Origin of the sequence: Streptomyces sp. NPDC020845 (assembly GCF_044334165.1) — a bacterium.
Taxonomy (GTDB): domain Bacteria; phylum Actinomycetota; class Actinomycetes; order Streptomycetales; family Streptomycetaceae; genus Streptomyces.
This window is the reverse complement of sequence record NZ_JBIRSJ010000004.1, coordinates 17,206-32,845: the sequence shown is the minus strand read 5'-3', so window position 1 is coordinate 32,845 and position 15,640 is coordinate 17,206. Positions and strand designations below refer to the sequence as shown.

General features: G+C 70.3%; 14 protein-coding genes and 1 pseudogene. 10 read left to right on the top strand and 5 right to left on the bottom strand.

The features are described from left to right. Positions 1-3: 3 nt before the first annotated feature. Genes ACH4U7_RS10315 through ACH4U7_RS10285 form a run of 7 tightly spaced genes read left to right on the top strand, consistent with a single transcriptional unit; the run spans position 4 to position 7,754 of the window. Positions 4-1,029 carry an NAD-dependent epimerase/dehydratase family protein gene (locus ACH4U7_RS10315; protein WP_398527538.1) on the top strand — a complete coding sequence of 342 codons (1,026 nt, stop codon included), beginning with the start codon at positions 4-6 and terminating at the stop codon, positions 1,027-1,029. Then, the gene (locus ACH4U7_RS10310) at positions 1,017-2,300 is read left to right on the top strand and encodes a DUF4910 domain-containing protein (RefSeq protein WP_398527537.1); all 1,284 of its coding nucleotides are present in this window, start codon (positions 1,017-1,019) and stop codon (positions 2,298-2,300) included. The genes ACH4U7_RS10315 and ACH4U7_RS10310 overlap by 13 nt, the downstream gene beginning before the upstream one ends. A 5-nt stretch (positions 2,301-2,305) precedes the next feature. Next, positions 2,306-3,598 carry a hypothetical protein gene (locus ACH4U7_RS10305; protein WP_398527978.1) on the top strand — a complete coding sequence of 431 codons (1,293 nt, stop codon included), beginning with the start codon at positions 2,306-2,308 and terminating at the stop codon, positions 3,596-3,598. Beyond that, entirely contained in the window at positions 3,595-4,542 is a 948-nt protein-coding gene (locus ACH4U7_RS10300) for a glycosyltransferase family 2 protein (RefSeq protein ID WP_398527536.1), read from the top strand. Before ACH4U7_RS10305 ends, ACH4U7_RS10300 begins: the two co-directional genes overlap by 4 nt. Next, positions 4,539-5,816 carry a polysaccharide pyruvyl transferase family protein gene (locus ACH4U7_RS10295; RefSeq protein ID WP_398527535.1) on the top strand — a complete coding sequence of 426 codons (1,278 nt, stop codon included), beginning with the start codon at positions 4,539-4,541 and terminating at the stop codon, positions 5,814-5,816. Before ACH4U7_RS10300 ends, ACH4U7_RS10295 begins: the two co-directional genes overlap by 4 nt. After that, positions 5,813-6,352, top strand: a complete 540-nt coding sequence (rfbC, locus tag ACH4U7_RS10290; protein WP_398527534.1) for a dTDP-4-dehydrorhamnose 3,5-epimerase — start codon at positions 5,813-5,815, stop codon at positions 6,350-6,352. The genes ACH4U7_RS10295 and rfbC overlap by 4 nt, the downstream gene beginning before the upstream one ends. Positions 6,353-6,371: 19 nt before the next feature. After that, the gene (locus tag ACH4U7_RS10285) at positions 6,372-7,754 is read left to right on the top strand and encodes a glutamate-1-semialdehyde 2,1-aminomutase (protein ID WP_398527533.1); all 1,383 of its coding nucleotides are present in this window, start codon (positions 6,372-6,374) and stop codon (positions 7,752-7,754) included. A gap of 19 nt (positions 7,755-7,773) precedes the next feature. Here ACH4U7_RS10285 and ACH4U7_RS10280 read toward each other — a convergent pair whose 3' ends face one another. Then, entirely contained in the window at positions 7,774-8,466 is a 693-nt protein-coding gene (locus tag ACH4U7_RS10280; protein ID WP_398527532.1) for a phosphatase PAP2 family protein, read from the bottom strand. Positions 8,467-8,651: 185 nt separating this feature from the next. Continuing rightward, positions 8,652-8,963: a hypothetical protein gene (locus ACH4U7_RS10275; RefSeq protein WP_398527531.1), complete on the bottom strand. Its 312-nt coding sequence runs from the start codon at positions 8,961-8,963 to the stop codon at positions 8,652-8,654. A 197-nt stretch (positions 8,964-9,160) separates the two neighbouring features. On the opposite strand from ACH4U7_RS10275, the gene ACH4U7_RS10270 reads away from it, so the two are divergent. Next, entirely contained in the window at positions 9,161-10,114 is a 954-nt protein-coding gene (locus ACH4U7_RS10270) for a TIGR01777 family oxidoreductase (protein ID WP_398527530.1), read from the top strand. A 131-nt stretch (positions 10,115-10,245) separates the two neighbouring features. Here the strand turns inward: ACH4U7_RS10270 and ACH4U7_RS10265 are convergent, their stop codons facing one another. The 3 genes and pseudogenes from ACH4U7_RS10265 to ACH4U7_RS10255 form a co-directional block, all read right to left on the bottom strand. Continuing rightward, the gene (locus tag ACH4U7_RS10265; protein WP_398527529.1) at positions 10,246-13,269 is read right to left on the bottom strand and encodes a family 16 glycoside hydrolase; all 3,024 of its coding nucleotides are present in this window, start codon (positions 13,267-13,269) and stop codon (positions 10,246-10,248) included. Between the two features lie 198 nt (positions 13,270-13,467). Then, complete coding sequence (locus tag ACH4U7_RS10260; protein ID WP_398527528.1) at positions 13,468-13,773, bottom strand: hypothetical protein; 306 nt, start codon at positions 13,771-13,773, stop codon at positions 13,468-13,470. Between the two features lie 26 nt (positions 13,774-13,799). Further along, a pseudogene (locus ACH4U7_RS10255) lies at positions 13,800-14,522 on the bottom strand (MMPL family transporter); the annotation flags it as partial. On the opposite strand from ACH4U7_RS10255, the gene ACH4U7_RS10250 reads away from it, so the two are divergent. Continuing rightward, positions 14,422-14,775 (top strand): MarR family winged helix-turn-helix transcriptional regulator, encoded by a 354-nt coding sequence (locus ACH4U7_RS10250; RefSeq protein WP_398527527.1) that lies wholly within the window; start codon positions 14,422-14,424, stop codon positions 14,773-14,775. The pseudogene ACH4U7_RS10255 and the gene ACH4U7_RS10250 sit on opposite strands and share 101 nt — an antisense overlap. A gap of 226 nt (positions 14,776-15,001) precedes the next feature. Continuing rightward, complete coding sequence (locus ACH4U7_RS10245; RefSeq protein ID WP_398527977.1) at positions 15,002-15,583, top strand: ATP-binding cassette domain-containing protein; 582 nt, start codon at positions 15,002-15,004, stop codon at positions 15,581-15,583. Positions 15,584-15,640: the final 57 nt, after the last annotated feature.

Sequence of the window (15,640 nt, the reverse complement as noted above, 5' to 3'; positions counted from 1 at the left end):
ACCTTGCGCGTACTGCTGACCGGACACCAGGGCTACCTGGGCACCGTGATGGCCCCGGTACTCAACGCCGCCGGGCACGAGGTCGTCGGCCTTGACGCCGGCCTGTTCGCCGACTGTGTGCTGGGCCCGACTCCCGCGGACCCGGCGGGGCATCGGGTGGACCTGCGCGACGTCACGGCGGAACACGTGGCCGGGGTGGACGCCGTGATCCACCTGGCCGCGCTGTCCAACGATCCACTGGGAGCGCTGGCGCCGGATCTCACCTACGACATCAACCACCACGCGTCCGTGCGGCTGGCCCGGCTGGCCCGCGACGCCGGAGTGCGGCGCTTCCTGTACGCGTCGACCTGCTCGGTCTACGGCGCCGCCGGCGGCGACGACCTGGTGGCCGAGGACGCCCCGCTGCGCCCGGTGACGCCGTACGCGGAGTCCAAGGTGCGGGTGGAGGACGACCTGCACGCGCTGTCCGACGGCGACTTCAGCCCGGTGTTCATGCGCAACGCCACCGCCTTCGGCTACTCACCCCGGCTGCGCGCCGACATCGTGCTGAACAACCTGGTGGGCCACGCGCTCCTGTCCGGCGAGGTGCTGGTGCTCTCCGACGGCACCCCCTGGCGCCCGCTGGTGCACGCCGCCGACATCGCCCGGGCCTTCGCGGCCGCGCTGGTCGCGCCGCGGGAAGCGGTGCACGACCGGGCGTTCAACATCGGCAGCGAGATCAACAACGTCACGGTCGCCGAGATCGCCGAGCAGGTCGCCGAGGCGGTGTCCGGTTCCAAGGTGGTGATCACCGGGGAGACCGGTGCCGATCCTCGGTCGTACCGGGTGGACTTCTCCCGGTTCCGCGCCGCGGTGCCCGGCTTCGACTGCGAGTGGACGGTGAAGCAGGGCGCGCTCGAACTCGCCGACGCCTACCGGAAACACGGGCTGACCCGGGAGGACTTCGAGCGACGCTTCACCCGGCTGGCCGTGCTGCGCGCGGCGTCCGACGCGGGCGCCGTCGACGACACCCTGCGGTGGCGCCGATGACCACGGCCGGCGAACAGATGCACGCGCTGGTGGAGCGGTTGTACCCGCTGTGCCGGAGCATCACCGGCGACGGTGTGCGCGCCACCCTGAGGATCGTCGGCGAGTACGTCCCGCTGCGGGTGCACGAGGTGCCGACCGGGACTCAGGTGCTCGACTGGACGGTGCCGCAGGAGTGGAACATCCGGGACGCGTACATCGCCGACACCGCCGGCCACCGGGTCGTCGACTTCGCCGCGTCCAGCCTGCACGTGCTCGGCTACAGCGTGCCGGTGTCGGCGACCATGCCGCTGGCCGAGCTCCGCGCCCATCTGCACACCCTGCCGGACCACCCGTCCTGGGTGCCGTACCGCACCAGCTACTACAAGCCCGAGTGGGGGTTCTGCCTGGCCCAGGACACCTTGGACGCGCTCCCGGACGACGACTACGAGGTGTGTGTCGACTCCACTCTCGCCGACGGCCACCTCACCTACGCCGAGCACGTGGTCCCCGGCCAGATCGCCGACGAGGTGATCGTCTCCTGCCACGTATGCCACCCGTCGCTGGCCAACGACAACCTGGCGGGCATCGCGGTGGCGACGTTCCTGGCCCGGGCGCTGGCCGAGCAAACCCCGTACTACACCTACCGGTTCATCTTCGCGCCCGGCACCATCGGGGCGATCACCTGGCTGGCCCGCAACGCGGAGCGGATCGACCGGGTCAAGCACGGGCTGGTGCTGGCCTGCGCCGGCGACCCGGGCCAACTGACGTACAAGCAGAGCAGGCGCGGCGACGCGGAGATCGACCGGGTGATGCGGCATGTGCTGCTCGCATCCGAACGCCGGCACCGTGTCACCGAGTTCACTCCGTACGGCTACGACGAGCGGCAGTTCTGCTCGCCCGGGTTCGATCTCGGGGTGGGCTCGCTCAGCCGGACCCCGTACGCCGGCTACCCCGAATACCACACCTCGGCGGACAACCCGGACTTCGTCTCCCCGGAGGCGATGGCGGACACGCTCGCCCTCTGCCGCGAGGCATTCGCCGTCCTTGACCGCAACCGGCGGTACGTCAACCTCAGCCCCTACGGCGAGCCGCAGCTGGGCCGGCGTGGGTTGTACGACTCGCTCGGCGGCCGCAGCGACGCGAAGCAGGCCCAGATGGCCATGCTCTGGGTGCTCAGCCTCTCCGACGGCGAGCACAGCCTGCTGGACGTCGCCGAGCGGTCCGGGCTGCCGTTCGACACCGTCGCCGCCGCGGCCGGCGCCCTGCACGGCGCCGGGCTGATCAAGGCATGACGCCGATGACCACCGAGCGGGAGAAGGCGACGGCATCGGCGGCCCCGACCGCCAAGCGGGCCATGGTCGGCCGGCTGTCCTGGGGACTGGCCGACCAGGCGGCCTCCAGCCTGAGCAACTTCGCGGTGGGGGTCTACGTGGCACGCTCGCTGGGGCCTGCCGCGTTCGGCGTGTTCAGCCTGGCCTGGGTGACCTACGGCGTGGTGCTCAACGTCTCCCGCGGGCTGGCCACCGACCCGCTCGTGGTGCGCTTCAGCGGCGTGTCGGACACGTCCTGGCGCGGGGCGGTGGCCCGGTCGTCGGGTACCGCGCTCGGGGTCGGGACCGCCCTCGGCGCGGCCTGTCTGGTGGTCGGGCTCGCCCTCGGCGGCAGCGTGGGGACCGCGTTCGCCGTCCTCGGCGTCGTGCTGCCGGCGCTGCTGCTGCAGGACGCCTGGCGGTTCGCGCTCTTCGCCGCCGGCGCCGGGCGGAAGGCGTTCGTCAACGACCTCGTGTGGGGCGTCGCGCTCGTCCCGGCCATGGTGATGGCCGCCCGCGTGGGCAGCGTGGCTGCTTATGTGCTCGCCTGGGGCGCGTCCGCCGCGGTGGCCGCCGCGTACGGCTGCCTCCAGTCCGGCATCAGGCCCCGGATCGCCGGGGCGCGCGGGTGGCTTCGTGAGCAGCGCGATCTCGGCTACCGGTACCTGGTCGAGAACGTCAGCCTCAGCGGCGCGAGCCAGCTGCGGGCGTACGGGCTCGGCGCGATCGTCGGGCTCGGCGCGGTGGGTGCGGTGCGGGGCGCCGAGCTCCTGATGGGCCCGTTCCTCGCCGTACTGATGGGGCTGTCCCTGGTCACCGTCCCGGAGGCGGCACGGGTGCTGCGACAGGCCCCGCACCGCCTCGGCACGTTCTGTCTCCTGCTGGGCGGCGGGCAGGCCGCCGCCGCGCTGCTCTGGGGCGGGGCGCTGCTACTGATGCCGGACCGGCTCGGCGAGCTCGTACTCGGCGGCGTCTGGCACTCCGCCTCGCAGCTCATCGTGGCAATCACCCTCGGCGTCGCGGGCGCGGGCCTGGGCACCGGCGCGGCGGCCGGGCTGCGCGCGCTCGGCGCGGCCCGGCGCAGCCTGCGCTGCCAGCTGTTCGCCTCCGCCTGCTACGTCGGCGGCGGGCTCGGCGGCGCGGTCGTCGCCGGCACGGTCGGCTCGGCCTGGGGCGTCGCCGCCGCGACATTGAGCAGCTCGGCCGTGTGGTGGCTGCAACTGCGGTCCGCCCTGCGCGAGCACCACCGCACCCCCGTCCCCGAAGTGAGGACCTCATGACCGACCGACCCAGGCTGAGCATCGGCCTGCCCGTGTACAACGGTGAGGAGTACCTCGCCGAGTCGCTCGACGCCCTGCTCGGCCAGACCTACGAGGACTTCGAGCTGGTCATCTCCGACAACGCCTCGACCGACGCGACCCAGGACATCTGCCGCCGGTACGCAGCGCAGGACTCCCGCATCCGCTACCTCCGGCTGCCCCGGAACATCGGCGCCACGCCGAACCACAACCGTGTGTTCGCCGAATGCCGCGGCGAGTTGTTCAAGTGGGCCTCGCACGACGACCTGTACGCCCGCGACCTGCTGCGGCGCTGCGTGGAGGCGCTGGACGAGCGGCCGGACGTGATCCTCGCGCACACCGGCCAGGCGGTCATCGACGGCGCCGGTCAGGTGAAGGTCCCGTACGAGTACGGGCTCGCCACCGACTCCCCGCACCCGCCGGAGCGCTTCCGCAGTCTGTTGTTCGAGCCGGGTGGCGACGACTTCTACGGGGTGATGCGGGCCGACGCGCTGCGCCGGGTGAAGCCGCTCGACAGCTACCACCACGCGGACCGCACCTTCGTCGCCGAGATCACCCTGCACGGCCCCTTCCACCAGGTGCCGGAGCTGCTGTACTTCCGCCGCGACCACCCCACCCGCGCCGAGCGGGCGAACCCTTCCAAGCGCTCCCGGTGCGTCAACCTGGACCCGCGCCGGGCGGGCCCGCTGCACCCGACGCCCCGGCTGCTCGCCGAGTATGTCTGGGGCTTCGTCGCGGCGATCCGGCGGGCGCCGTTGTCCCCGGCCGACCGGCGCGCGTGCTACCGCCATCTGACCGCCTGGATGAGCAGCCGGGCCCGGCCGGGCGCCGGCGAACGGGTCGAGGACCGCGCCCCGGTCGACCCGGGCCTGCTCACTGTCTCCGTCGACGCCCTCGTCGCCGGACGTGAAGGGAGGCAGGCATGACGTCCGCGGACGAAACCCCGGTGCGCGTCGGGGTGTTCGGCCTGCTCGGCTCCGGCAACCTCGGCAACGACGGATCGCTGGAGGCCGTGCTCGGGTACCTCCGCGCCGAGCACCCGGGGGCGGTCGTGGACGCGCTGTGCGGCGGACCCGAGGCCGTGACGGCCCGGTTCGGGATCCCCGCCACGCGGCTGCACTGGAACCGCGCGGAGTACCGGACCGCGTCGCGTGCGGGCGCGATCGCGGCGAAGGGACTGGGCAAACTCGTCGACGTCTTCCGTACCGCCGCCTGGGTGCGCCGGCACGACGTGGTGATCGTCCCGGGCATGGGCGTCCTGGAGGCCACGCTGCCGCTGCGGCCGTGGGGCTTCCCGTACTCGCTGTTCCTGCTCTGCGCGAGTGGCCGGCTGCTGCGCACCCGGGTCGCGCTGGTCAGCGTCGGCGCCGCCGAGATCCGCAACCGGCCGACCCGGGCCCTGGTGCGCTGGTCGGCGCGGCTGGCCGCGTACCGGTCGTACCGGGACGCCCAGTCCCGCGACGCGATGCGGGCCATGGGCGTGGACACCGCGCGCGACGAGGTCTACCCGGACCTCGCGTTCTCCCTGCCGACGCCACCGGAATTGGGTATCCCCTGCTCGGAGCTTGTCGGAGAGCTTGGGGAAGCGCCCACAGGCTCGCCGGGTCCCGTCTGCCTCGGCGTCATGGACTTCCACGGCGGCAACGACGACCGCGCCCGGGCCGAGGAGATATACCGGCGCTACCTCGACGGGACGATCCGGTTCGTCCGCGCGCTGGTCGAGGAGGGCAGGCCGGTCCGGCTGCTCACCGGCGACCAGTGCGATTTGTCGGTGGTCACCGCGATCCTCGACGCGGTCGACTCACCGCTGGTCACCGCGGCCGAACCGGCCTCACTGGCCGACCTGATGAAGGAGATGGCGGCTGCCGACACTGTAGTGGCGGTCCGCTACCACAACCTGATCTGCGCGCTGAAGACCGGCACGCCGGTGCTCGCCCTCAGCTATGCGGCGAAGAGCGACGCGCTCATGGCGCAGATGGGCCTCGCCGCGTACTGCCACCCGGCACGCGATGTCGACGCGGACCGGCTGCTCGAGCAGTTCCGGGACCTGGAGAAGCATGCGGCGGAGCTACGGCAGACCCTCACCGAGCGAAACCGGGCCGCCGCGCGGCAACTCGCCCACCAGTTCGCCGCGTTGACCACGACCCTGTTCCCGGCAACCGACCACACCCACGCCCACGCTCGGCAGGAGTCTCCATGAAAGCGACCGAAGTCCCGGCGATCGCCGGCGCGTACCTGTTCGAGCCGGTGCCGTACGCCGACGAGCGCGGCTTCTTCTGCCGCACCTTCGACGCCGACGTGTTCCGCTCGGTGGGCCTCGACCCGGACGCCTTCGTTCAGGACAGCCTGTCCCGCTCGGTCCGGGGCGTGCTGCGCGGCCTGCACCTGCGCTCCGGGGCCGGCGAGGCCAAGCTGGTGCGGTGCTCGTACGGGAGGATCTTCGACGTCGTCGTGGACCTGCGGACGGACTCGCCGACCTACCGCAACCGGGCCTTCTTCGAGCTGTCCGACGAGACGCAGACGACCCTGTACATCCCGGCGGGGTGCGCGCACGGCTTCCAGGCTCTGACCGAAACCGCCGACGTCTCGTACCGGATCGACCGCCCGCACGATCCGGCCCAGGACGTGACGATCGCCTTCGACGACCCGGAGCTCGCCATTCCCTGGCCGCTGCCGGTCACATCGATGTCCCAGCGGGACCGGGAGGCGCCGAGCCTCGCCGAGGCCCTGAAGTAAAAAGAGAGTTGAGGTTGGCGTGGCCACCGAAAAAACCAAAGACACCGAGGAGTTCCTCCTGCCCCGGTCGCGGCTGGCGAACGAGCGGCTGCACGCCATGATCCCCGGGGGCGCGCACACCTACGCCAAGGGCGACGACCAGTACCCCGAAAATCTGGCCCCGGTCATCAGCCACGGCCGCGGTGCCCACGTATGGGACATCGACGGCAACCGCTACGTCGAGTACGGCTCCGGCCTGCGGTCGGTGAGCCTCGGCCACGCCCACCCACGCGTGATCGAGGCGGTGCGGCGGGAACTCGACCGCGGCAGCAACTTCGTCCGGCCGTCCATCGTGGAGGTCGAAGCCGCGGAACGCTTCCTGGCCACGGTGCCGACCGCCGAGATGGTGAAGTTCGCGAAGAACGGCTCCGACGCCACCACCGCCGCGGTGCGCCTCGCCCGCGCCGCCACCGGGCGCCCGCGGGTGGCCATCTGCGCCGACCATCCGTTCTTCTCCGTTGACGACTGGTTCATCGGCACCACGCCGATGTCCGCCGGTGTTCCGGCGGCGACCAACGAGCTCACCGTGGCGTTCCCCTACGGGGACCTGGCCGCCACGGAGGAGCTGCTCAGCAGGTACCAGGGCGAGGTCGCCTGCCTGATCCTCGAACCCGCCACCCACACCGAGCCTTCCCCAAGCTCTCAACTTCGTTCGAGCAGAGGAGACCCCACTCCCCAGTACCTCGCCGGCCTGCGCGAGCTGGCCGACCGGCACGGCTGCGTACTGATCTTCGATGAGATGATCACCGGCTTCCGCTGGTCCGAGGCGGGTGCCCAGGGCCTGTACGGCGTCGTCCCCGACCTCTCCACCTTCGGCAAGGCGCTGGGCAACGGATTCGCCGTCTCCGCGCTGGCCGGGCGCCGCGATCTGATGGAGCTGGGCGGGCTGCGTCACTCCGGCGACCGGGTGTTCCTGCTGTCCACCACGCACGGTGCGGAAACACACTCCCTGGCCGCCGCGATGGCCGTGCTCACCACCTACGTCGAAGAAGGCGTCACCGCGCGGCTGCACACCCTCGGCGAGCGGTTGGCCGCCGGTGTCCGCGACGCCGCGGCCGGCATGGGCGTCGGCGACCACATCGTCGTCCGGGGCCGGGCCAGCAACCTGGTCTTCGCCACCCTCGACGAGAACGGGCAGCCGTCGCAGCAGTACCGCACCCTGTTCCTGCGCCGACTCCTCGCGGGCGGGGTGCTGGCCCCGTCGTTCGTGGTGAGCAGCGCGCTCGACGACGCCGACATCGATCACACCGTCGACGTGGTGGCCCAGGCATGTGCGGTGTACCGGAAGGCACTGGACGCCGCTGACCCCACCCCCTGGCTGGGCGGACGACCGGTGAAGCCCGTATTCCGCCGCTTGGCGTGATACGTGATATGACGTGACGTCAGCGACGCTTCCGCCGACCGGCGTCGGCCATCCGATCGGCCGTCCGATCGAGGCGCCAGTCAGCCATCCGGTCGACCAGCCATGCGGTCGCCGGTATCACCGCCAGCGCGGTGCACCAGCCGCCGAGGACGTCGGTCGGGTAGTGCGCGCCCAGGGCGACCTGCGCCCAGCCCATGGCGGCGCCGGCAACCAGCGCCGCGGCGAGCACGAGTAATGTGCCGGCCGTCCTGCCGAGGCCGAGCCGGCCGGTCGCGAGCAGCGCCACCACGAGGGCGAGCGCGGTGAGGAAGGCGGTGTGCCCGCTCGGGTAGGACAGGTTCCCGTCGTGGATGGTGCGTCCCACCAGGGACTTGAGCAGCGTCGCCGTCCCCACGGTCATGCCGACGCCGACAACGATGAGCACCGCCGCGCGAGGACGCCGAAGCAGCAGGCAGCCCATCACGGTGGCCACGATCAGCGTCGCCGCTCCCACGGGCTCCCCCAAGAAGTCCGTGGCCAGAGCGACGTGCCGCCACGGCGGCCCGACACCGTACACCGCCGTCCCGATCCGCGCGTCCACCGTGCCGGGCTTGCTGTCGCCGGCATACAGAACCCCGAGCACGACGACCACCAGCCCGGCGAGGGCCGCAATCAGCCCAAGCCACCCGCGCAGCGACGGCGGCAGCACCGCGGGCGCCGACCGGCCGGTCACACGCCCACCGCGTCCGGTCGCACACCGTCGCAGACCATCCGGCAGATGCGATGCACCCCTCCCCCTCCCGTCGGGGCCGACGCCATGTCACCCGCCGCCACCGCGATGCCGCACCCCGAGGACCACCCTAACCAACAATGCAGCGCGGCAAACGGCCGTCGGAAATCGACGTGTCAACACTTATGTCAGACCGAGAAGCAGAAGAGCTCGCCGGACCAGCTGGCGAAGACGTGGTCGTCGGTGGGGACCGCCGACCAGGATCCGGAGCCACCGCTGACGGGGTGGTGCCAGACCTGTTGGCCGGTGCCGGCGTCGAAGCCGTAGAGCCCCTTCTCTCCCGCGAGGAGGAAGAGGTCGCGTACGGCGCCCAGGAACTGCAGCTCGCCGAGGCCGGAGCCTGCCGTCCAGCGCTTCGCCCCGGGCGGCCAGACCGACGCGCCCGGGAGGGCGTGTCCCGTCGTCGTGCGGCTACTGGCACTGCGGGCTACCGAAGTCACTGGACCAGCTACTGAAATCGCAGGAGGAGCCGGTGAAGCCGTCTCCTACGTCGGTCCGACATCACCCCGCCTGACGTATTTGGTGATCATCGAGCTGAAGCCGACGTCGTTGCCGCCGATACCGAGCTCGCCCCCTCATACGCAGAGGCACCCGTTCAGGCCGTACTCTCGGTGCACCGCGGGAGGGGAGAAGCACCGTGAAGATAGTGATACCCGGAGGCACCGGTCAGGTGGGCGGCATACTCGACCGCACGCTGACCGCCGCGGGCCACGAGGTCGTGGTGCTCACCAGACGGCCGACGCATGACAGTGAACTCCGGTGGGACGGCAGAACTCTCGGCCCCTGGGCGGAGACGATCGACGGCAGCGATGTCGTGATCAACCTGGCCGGCCGCAGCGTCAGCTGCCGCTACACCGAGCAGAACCTCCGGGCCATGATGGACTCGCGCGTGGACTCCGCGCGCGTCGTGGGCGAGGCGATCGCGGCTGCCCGACGGCCTCCCCGGGTCTGGCTCCAGATGAGCACCGCCACCATCTACGCCCACCGCTTCGACGCACCTCAGGACGAGGCGACCGGAGTGATCGGCGGCGGCGAACCCGATGTCCCCCGCTACTGGGATTTCAGCGTCGAGATCGCGAAGAACTGGGAGCGGGAGCAGCAACGGGCCCAGACGCCGCGCACCCGCAAGGTGGCCCTGCGCTCGGCGATGGTGATGAGCCCCGACCGCGGTGGCGTATTCGACTACCTGCTGTGGCTGGCGCGGCTCGGCCTCGGCGGGCCGGTCGCGGGCGGCGACCAGTACATGTCCTGGATACACGACCATGACTTTGTCCGCGCGACGACGTTCCTCATCGATCGGGACGACATCACCGGACCGGTCAATCTCGCGGCTCCCACTCCCCTGCCACAGCGGGCGTTCATGCACGCGCTACGAAAGGCGTGGGGTGCACCGGTGGGCCTGCCGGCCACGAAATGGATGGCCGAGATCGGCGCCTTCGTCCTGCGATCCGACACCGAACTCCTGCTCAAGAGCCGCCGCGTCGTGCCGGGCCGGCTACTTGAAACCGGATTCACGTTCGACCACACCCATTGGCCACAGGCCGCGGATGAACTCGTGCGGCGGATACGCCATGAGCGGCACCGCACCTGAGAGGTCCGGGTTTGAGGCACCGTGCGGGTCGTTCCGACACGATCATGGGCTCAGTTGTCCCGGGTCCGACGAAGCCATGCGTTCTCACGCACGGTGGGTTCACCGGCCCGGGACAGTACTCTTCGTGGCTGTCAGTCCAGTGGTTCGATCCAGAGGTTCCTGAAGCGGACCTTGTTGCCGTGGTCCTGGAGCCGGATTGCGCCCGCCGCCGCCGATTCGGCGTCGCCGGCGGCGGTCGGGCCGTCCACTGCCACGTTGTCGTGGACCTTCCTGCCGTTCCACACCACGGTGATCCTGGCGTCATCGGTCTTCCGACCCGCGGCGTCGAAACGGGCCGCACGGAACACGATGTCGTACGTCTGCCAGCTTTCCGGCGGAGTGGCGGCGTTCAGGTCGGCGGCCTTTTTGTTGTAAATGGACGCGGCCTCGTTCGAGGCGAGTTTCTCCACTCCGAAGGAGTCCAGGATCTGGATCTCGTACCGCTCCTGGAGATAGATGCCGCTGTTCCCGCGGTCTTGCCCGGTGACATCGTCCGGCAGCTTCGGCACCCGGAATTCGGCGTGCAGCCTGAAGTCGCCGAAAGCCTGTTTGGTGCGGATGTCGCCGCAGCACACCTCGATGGAGTCCTCGGCGGCGTGCGGCCATTCGACGCTGCGTCCATCGGTGTGCTGCCAGGCGGTGGAGACGCTGCCGCCGGAGAACAGCTCGATCCGGCTGCCGGGTCTGCGCACCTCGATCATGTCGAGGTTGACGTGGCCGGTGTCCTCGGGCCGATAGGCATAGGCGATGGTGTTGCGGCCCTTTCGCAGGGAGAGCCGCTCGGTCTTGGTGGACCAGCGGTTCCAGGCGCCGGTGAAGGGGAGGCTGGTCTGCTGCGCCTGCCCGCCGTTGACGGTGATTCCCAGGGTCTTGGTGCCGGTGAAGGGGTGGGGGCCGTTGGCGTAGCGCAGTCCCACGTCGTAGCTGCCCTTCGCGGGTGCGTCGACCTCGAAGGTGGCCATGGCACCCGGGGTGCCGAAGCCGTCGACGAAGCCGCCGCCGGTGTAGCCGGCGTGCTCGGTGTCGATGTCGGCTCCGCCGGCCAGGCGTGCCGATTCCGCGTCGTACGAGGTGATGGGCTGCTCGGGGCCGGGGCGTGCGTTCAGGGTGTACCAGGCCTCGGTGGACCAGAGTTGCTCACCGGTGTCCGAGGCGAAGGGGCGCGGTGAGCGTATGTGCACCACCCGGTCGGTCTTGAGGCCGGGGATGGTGAGCCGGACCGTGCGACGGTCGGCGGACAGTCGGGGGGCTGCGACGGGGAGGGCCTCTTCGTCGACCTTGGGGCCGCCGTACGCCGGGGTGGGGACGTAGCGCCACTGCTCGACGGAGTAGGCGCCGTTCGTCAGCTTGGCGGCGGTCTCGGCCGACAGGGGCTTGGTATAGGTGAGCTCGAAGCCGTCGCGGGTGGCGCGCATGGTCTTGATGTCGAAGGCGGTCGTGCCGTTCGGCGTGAGTTTTTGCAGGCCGAAGCGGAGTTTGCCTTCTTGGCCCCAGTTTCCGTCGGCGCCGAGACCGCCGGCGTAGATCGCGCCGTCCGGTCCGGTGCTGATTCGGGTGATGCCGGCCTCCAGGCCCTGGGTATGCCGGAACACCGCGCCCTGGTATTCGCCGTCTATCTTCTCCAGGTCGGCGCGCTGGATTCCGCCGTAGGTGACGTCGCCGAAGAGCATTTGCCCGGCGAACGGTCCCTTCTTCAACAGCATGGGCGTGCTGGGCGAGTTGGCTATCTCGTTCTGCGGCAGCCAGAGCGCAGGCTTGGTGACTGCGCGGTCATCGAACGGGCCGTCCGGGTTGGTGTAGTGGTTGAAGAAGCGGTCCTGCTTGACGTGGAGCAGCTTGGAGGCGGGCAGCCAGCCGCCCTGATTGTCGGTGACGAAGAGATCGCCCTGGGGGCCCCGTCCGATCCCGTTCGGTGTACGGAGGCCACCGGCCAGGTAACTCACCTTTCCGGTCTTCTTGTTCACCTTGATGGTGGTGCCGCGGTTCGCGGCGGGCTGCGGATCTGTGGTCGCACCGCCGTAGTTGATGGCCACGGAGAGGTTCAGATAGAAGTTCCCCTTCTCGTAGAGCAGTCCAAAGGCGAACTCGTGGAAGTTCGCTCCGTAGGGCCAGTCGGCGACCTTGCGGATCTCGCCCGCGGTGTTGTCGCCCTCGATGTCGGACAACTCGGTGAGCTGGTGCTTCTCCGAGACGTAGAGCTTTCCGTCGACGTACTTGATCCCCATCGGCTCCTTCAGGCCGCCGGCGATCTTCTTGTACGTGACCTTCTCCGGGCCGGTGTCACCCGTGACGTGGTCGAGGACGTACACCTCTCCCTCCGACTTGGTACTGCCGCCCCACGTCGTCACGGCGAGCTTGCCGCCCGGCAGCCAGTCCATCGCGGAGACCTGCGGCTCGAAGCCCTCGGGACGCAGATCGGTCAGGGTGTAGCCGGGGTTGACCGAGGTCAACGGGAGGCCGTCGCCGGGGGTGTCATAGTTGCCCTCGCACTCCTTGCGGCCGGGGGCGGTGACACGGACGACGCCGGCGTCGGTGCTGAGCACGGAGTTCGGGACGAGGGAGAAGTCGTCGGCGCCCGGCGGCTTCCACTGGAGGGTGACCTGCTGGTCGCCCCCGCGGTCGAAGTGGTCGATACGCAGGGCGTGGTAGCCGGGTGCAAGGGCGATCTCGCCGTCCTTGGGCTCGGCACCGTGCAGTCCGTCGTGGTCGACGACCTTCTTGTCGCCGATGAGCAGCCGGGAGCCGTCGTCGCTGATCAGGCGGAACGTGTACGTGCCGTCGGTGGGGACGTTGATGTTGCCGATGATCTGCGACACGAAGTTGTCGGTGAAGCCGAAGCCCTCGGTGGAGGACCAGTCGACGTTGGGGATCAGCTTGTCGACGTTGGGGGTCTGGGCCGGCTTGAGGTCGCAGAGCTTGCTCAGCGGGGACTGGATGTCGAAGACGCGGAGGGTGACGCCAGGTTCCTGGGGCGGCAGGTCCCCGAAGGGCTTTCCGTCCGCTTCGGCGGCCGGTGTCGCGAGACCGCCGGTGAGAAGGGCCGCGAGGAGCAGGCCGGCGGATCTTCGTGGCCTACGGCGATGGCTACGGGGGCTCAGGTACTTGCGTGGCGTCACTCTTCCTCCTGCTGGGCGCTAGGCGGAGCGACCGTCGGCGGACCGCGGTCATGGAGTGGAGCTCGTCCACGTACGGGTGGTGCGGCGGCATTCCGCCGTGATGCACGCAGACGTCCGTACGAAATCGACGCCCAGCGTACGAACAACACCCCGAACCGTCCATACTTTGTCCTCAACAAGTCGAAAGTCCCCGAGCGATCAGAGCTGTTCGTCGGGGAGGACAGACGCGGCGTTGACGACGGCGTGCACGACTCCGGCGACGAGCTGCCGGTTGAGGGGGGCGGCGTCGAAGCGGCGGTGCATGGGCCAGCCCTCGATCAGGGCATCGAGGGCTCGGGCCACTCCGGGAGTGAAGTGCAGGGCGAGACTTTCCCGGCTGCGTGCGAGCCAGGAGCGGGTGGTTGTGGCTACCGCGGCGTTGTGGTTGGCGTAGGCGTACATCTCGAAGATGAGCGTCATGTCGCGGTCAGTGGCGTAGGCCGGCCCGCAGATCAGCTCGACCACGGCTGCCTCCGCCTCGGCGGTCGACGCTCGTTGTCAGCTCCGTGGTCGTGGAGTTCCTTGACCCTGCTGGTGACGAACACCTCGTAGTCCATCGAGAGGCCGAAGGCGATGCAGAACATCAGCACGGTCATCGTCATCTCCATCGGCTGCGCGGTGAAGCCCAGCGATGAGGAGAGGTTGCCGTCCTGGAAGATCCAGGTCATGACGCCGAGGGTGGCTGCCAGGCTGATCAGGTTGAGGGCCAGTGCGCGCAGCGGCTGCACGATGCTGCCGGTGAACAGGAAGAGCAGCAGGAAGGTGGCGAGGACGATCAGGGCCACGGCCAGGGGGAGCTTGTCGGCGATGGATTCCTTGGCGTCGACGAGTACCGCGTCATTCCCCCCGACCAGGCGGTGGGTCCCAGGGGGCGGGGTGACCGAGCGCACCTGCTTGACCAGGCTCTCGGCCGCTTCCGACTTCGGTGTCAGGCTGCTCACCACGCTGATCCGCTGTGCGTCGGGCCGGCCGAGGGCGGAGTTGGCCGGGCCGGTCGCCGCGGACTGTCCCTTGGTGTAGGTTCCCGTGCTGGTCTCGACACGCTCGACGCCCTCGAGCGCGGACAGTTGGCCCGCGTACGACGCCAACGGGGCCTTGTCCACGGACTGGCCGATGGCGATGTGGAGGGCCGAGTCCTCACTGCCGCCGAACTTCTCTCGCAGACGCCGGGTTGACCTGGCCGAGGCGCTGGGTCTGACGGCCTCCGGGGTGCCCCGGGGGCCGGCGCCGCTGGAGCGGATCGGGCTCGTGACGCGCGAGACGGACGCCCGTGACGGCCGGGTGGCCTACGCCACGCTGACCGACACCGGCCGCGCGCGTCTGACGGACATGCTCGCCACGGCGGAGCAGATCGCCGCCGAGATCTTCGCCGCGCCCCCGTGGAGCAAGGAGGACATCGGCCGGCTGTCCGCGCTGCTGACGCACCTGGGCGGCACCGGCCTGCCCGGCCACACACGCGCCCCATAACCCCCGGCATGCCTCCCGACGGATGTCTCATCCGCACCCTGGAGAACACCCATATGAAACCAACCCCCGCCCCCGCACCCGCCCCTCGCCCCGGCCGCCACCACGGCCCACGCCCCGACAGCCATCCGTACGGAGTGTCTGCGCAAGGTCTATCCGCGCGGGCAGGGCGGCCTTGTCGCCGTGGACGGCCTGGACCTGACGGTCCCACCAGGGAGAGTTCTTCGGCCTGCTCGGCACCAACGGCGCCGGCAAGTCCACCACCATCGGCACGCTCACCACCCTGGTCGCGCCCAGCGCCGGAAAGGCGTGGGTCGCCGGGTACGAGGTGAGTGCCGACCCGGTCGGCGTGAAGTCCCGCATCGGTGTGGTCTCCCAGGCCAACACCCTGGACCGCGCGCTCACCGTCGCGGACAACCTCGCCTTCCGCGGCGGCTACTTCGGCATGCCCGCCCCCGCCGCCCGCCGCCGCGCGCTCGAACTGCTGGAGCGCTTCGGCCTCGCCGACAAGGCCGGTGCCAAAGCCCACCAGCTCTCCGGCGGCCAGGCCCGCCGCGTCATGATCGGCCGGGCCCTGATGCACCTGCCGGAGGTGCTCTTCCTCGATGGATGGGCGTGTGGTCCCCGGCCACACCGACCGGTTGAACCCGCGCTCCACAGCGCGGATCTGCAACAGTCAGCTCTCCGACAGCATCGCCTGCCGCGCCGCCCGCCTGGAACTGGTCAAGGCGGAGGCGGCCCAGTGACCGACTTCGGCAACCAGGGGCCGCTCCCCATGAGTTTCGGATCAAGCCGCGCACGGAGGCTTTAGTGGCCACGGGCATGTCCAGATGACCGACGCCCAGGCCTCACCCACCGAACCGTTGTA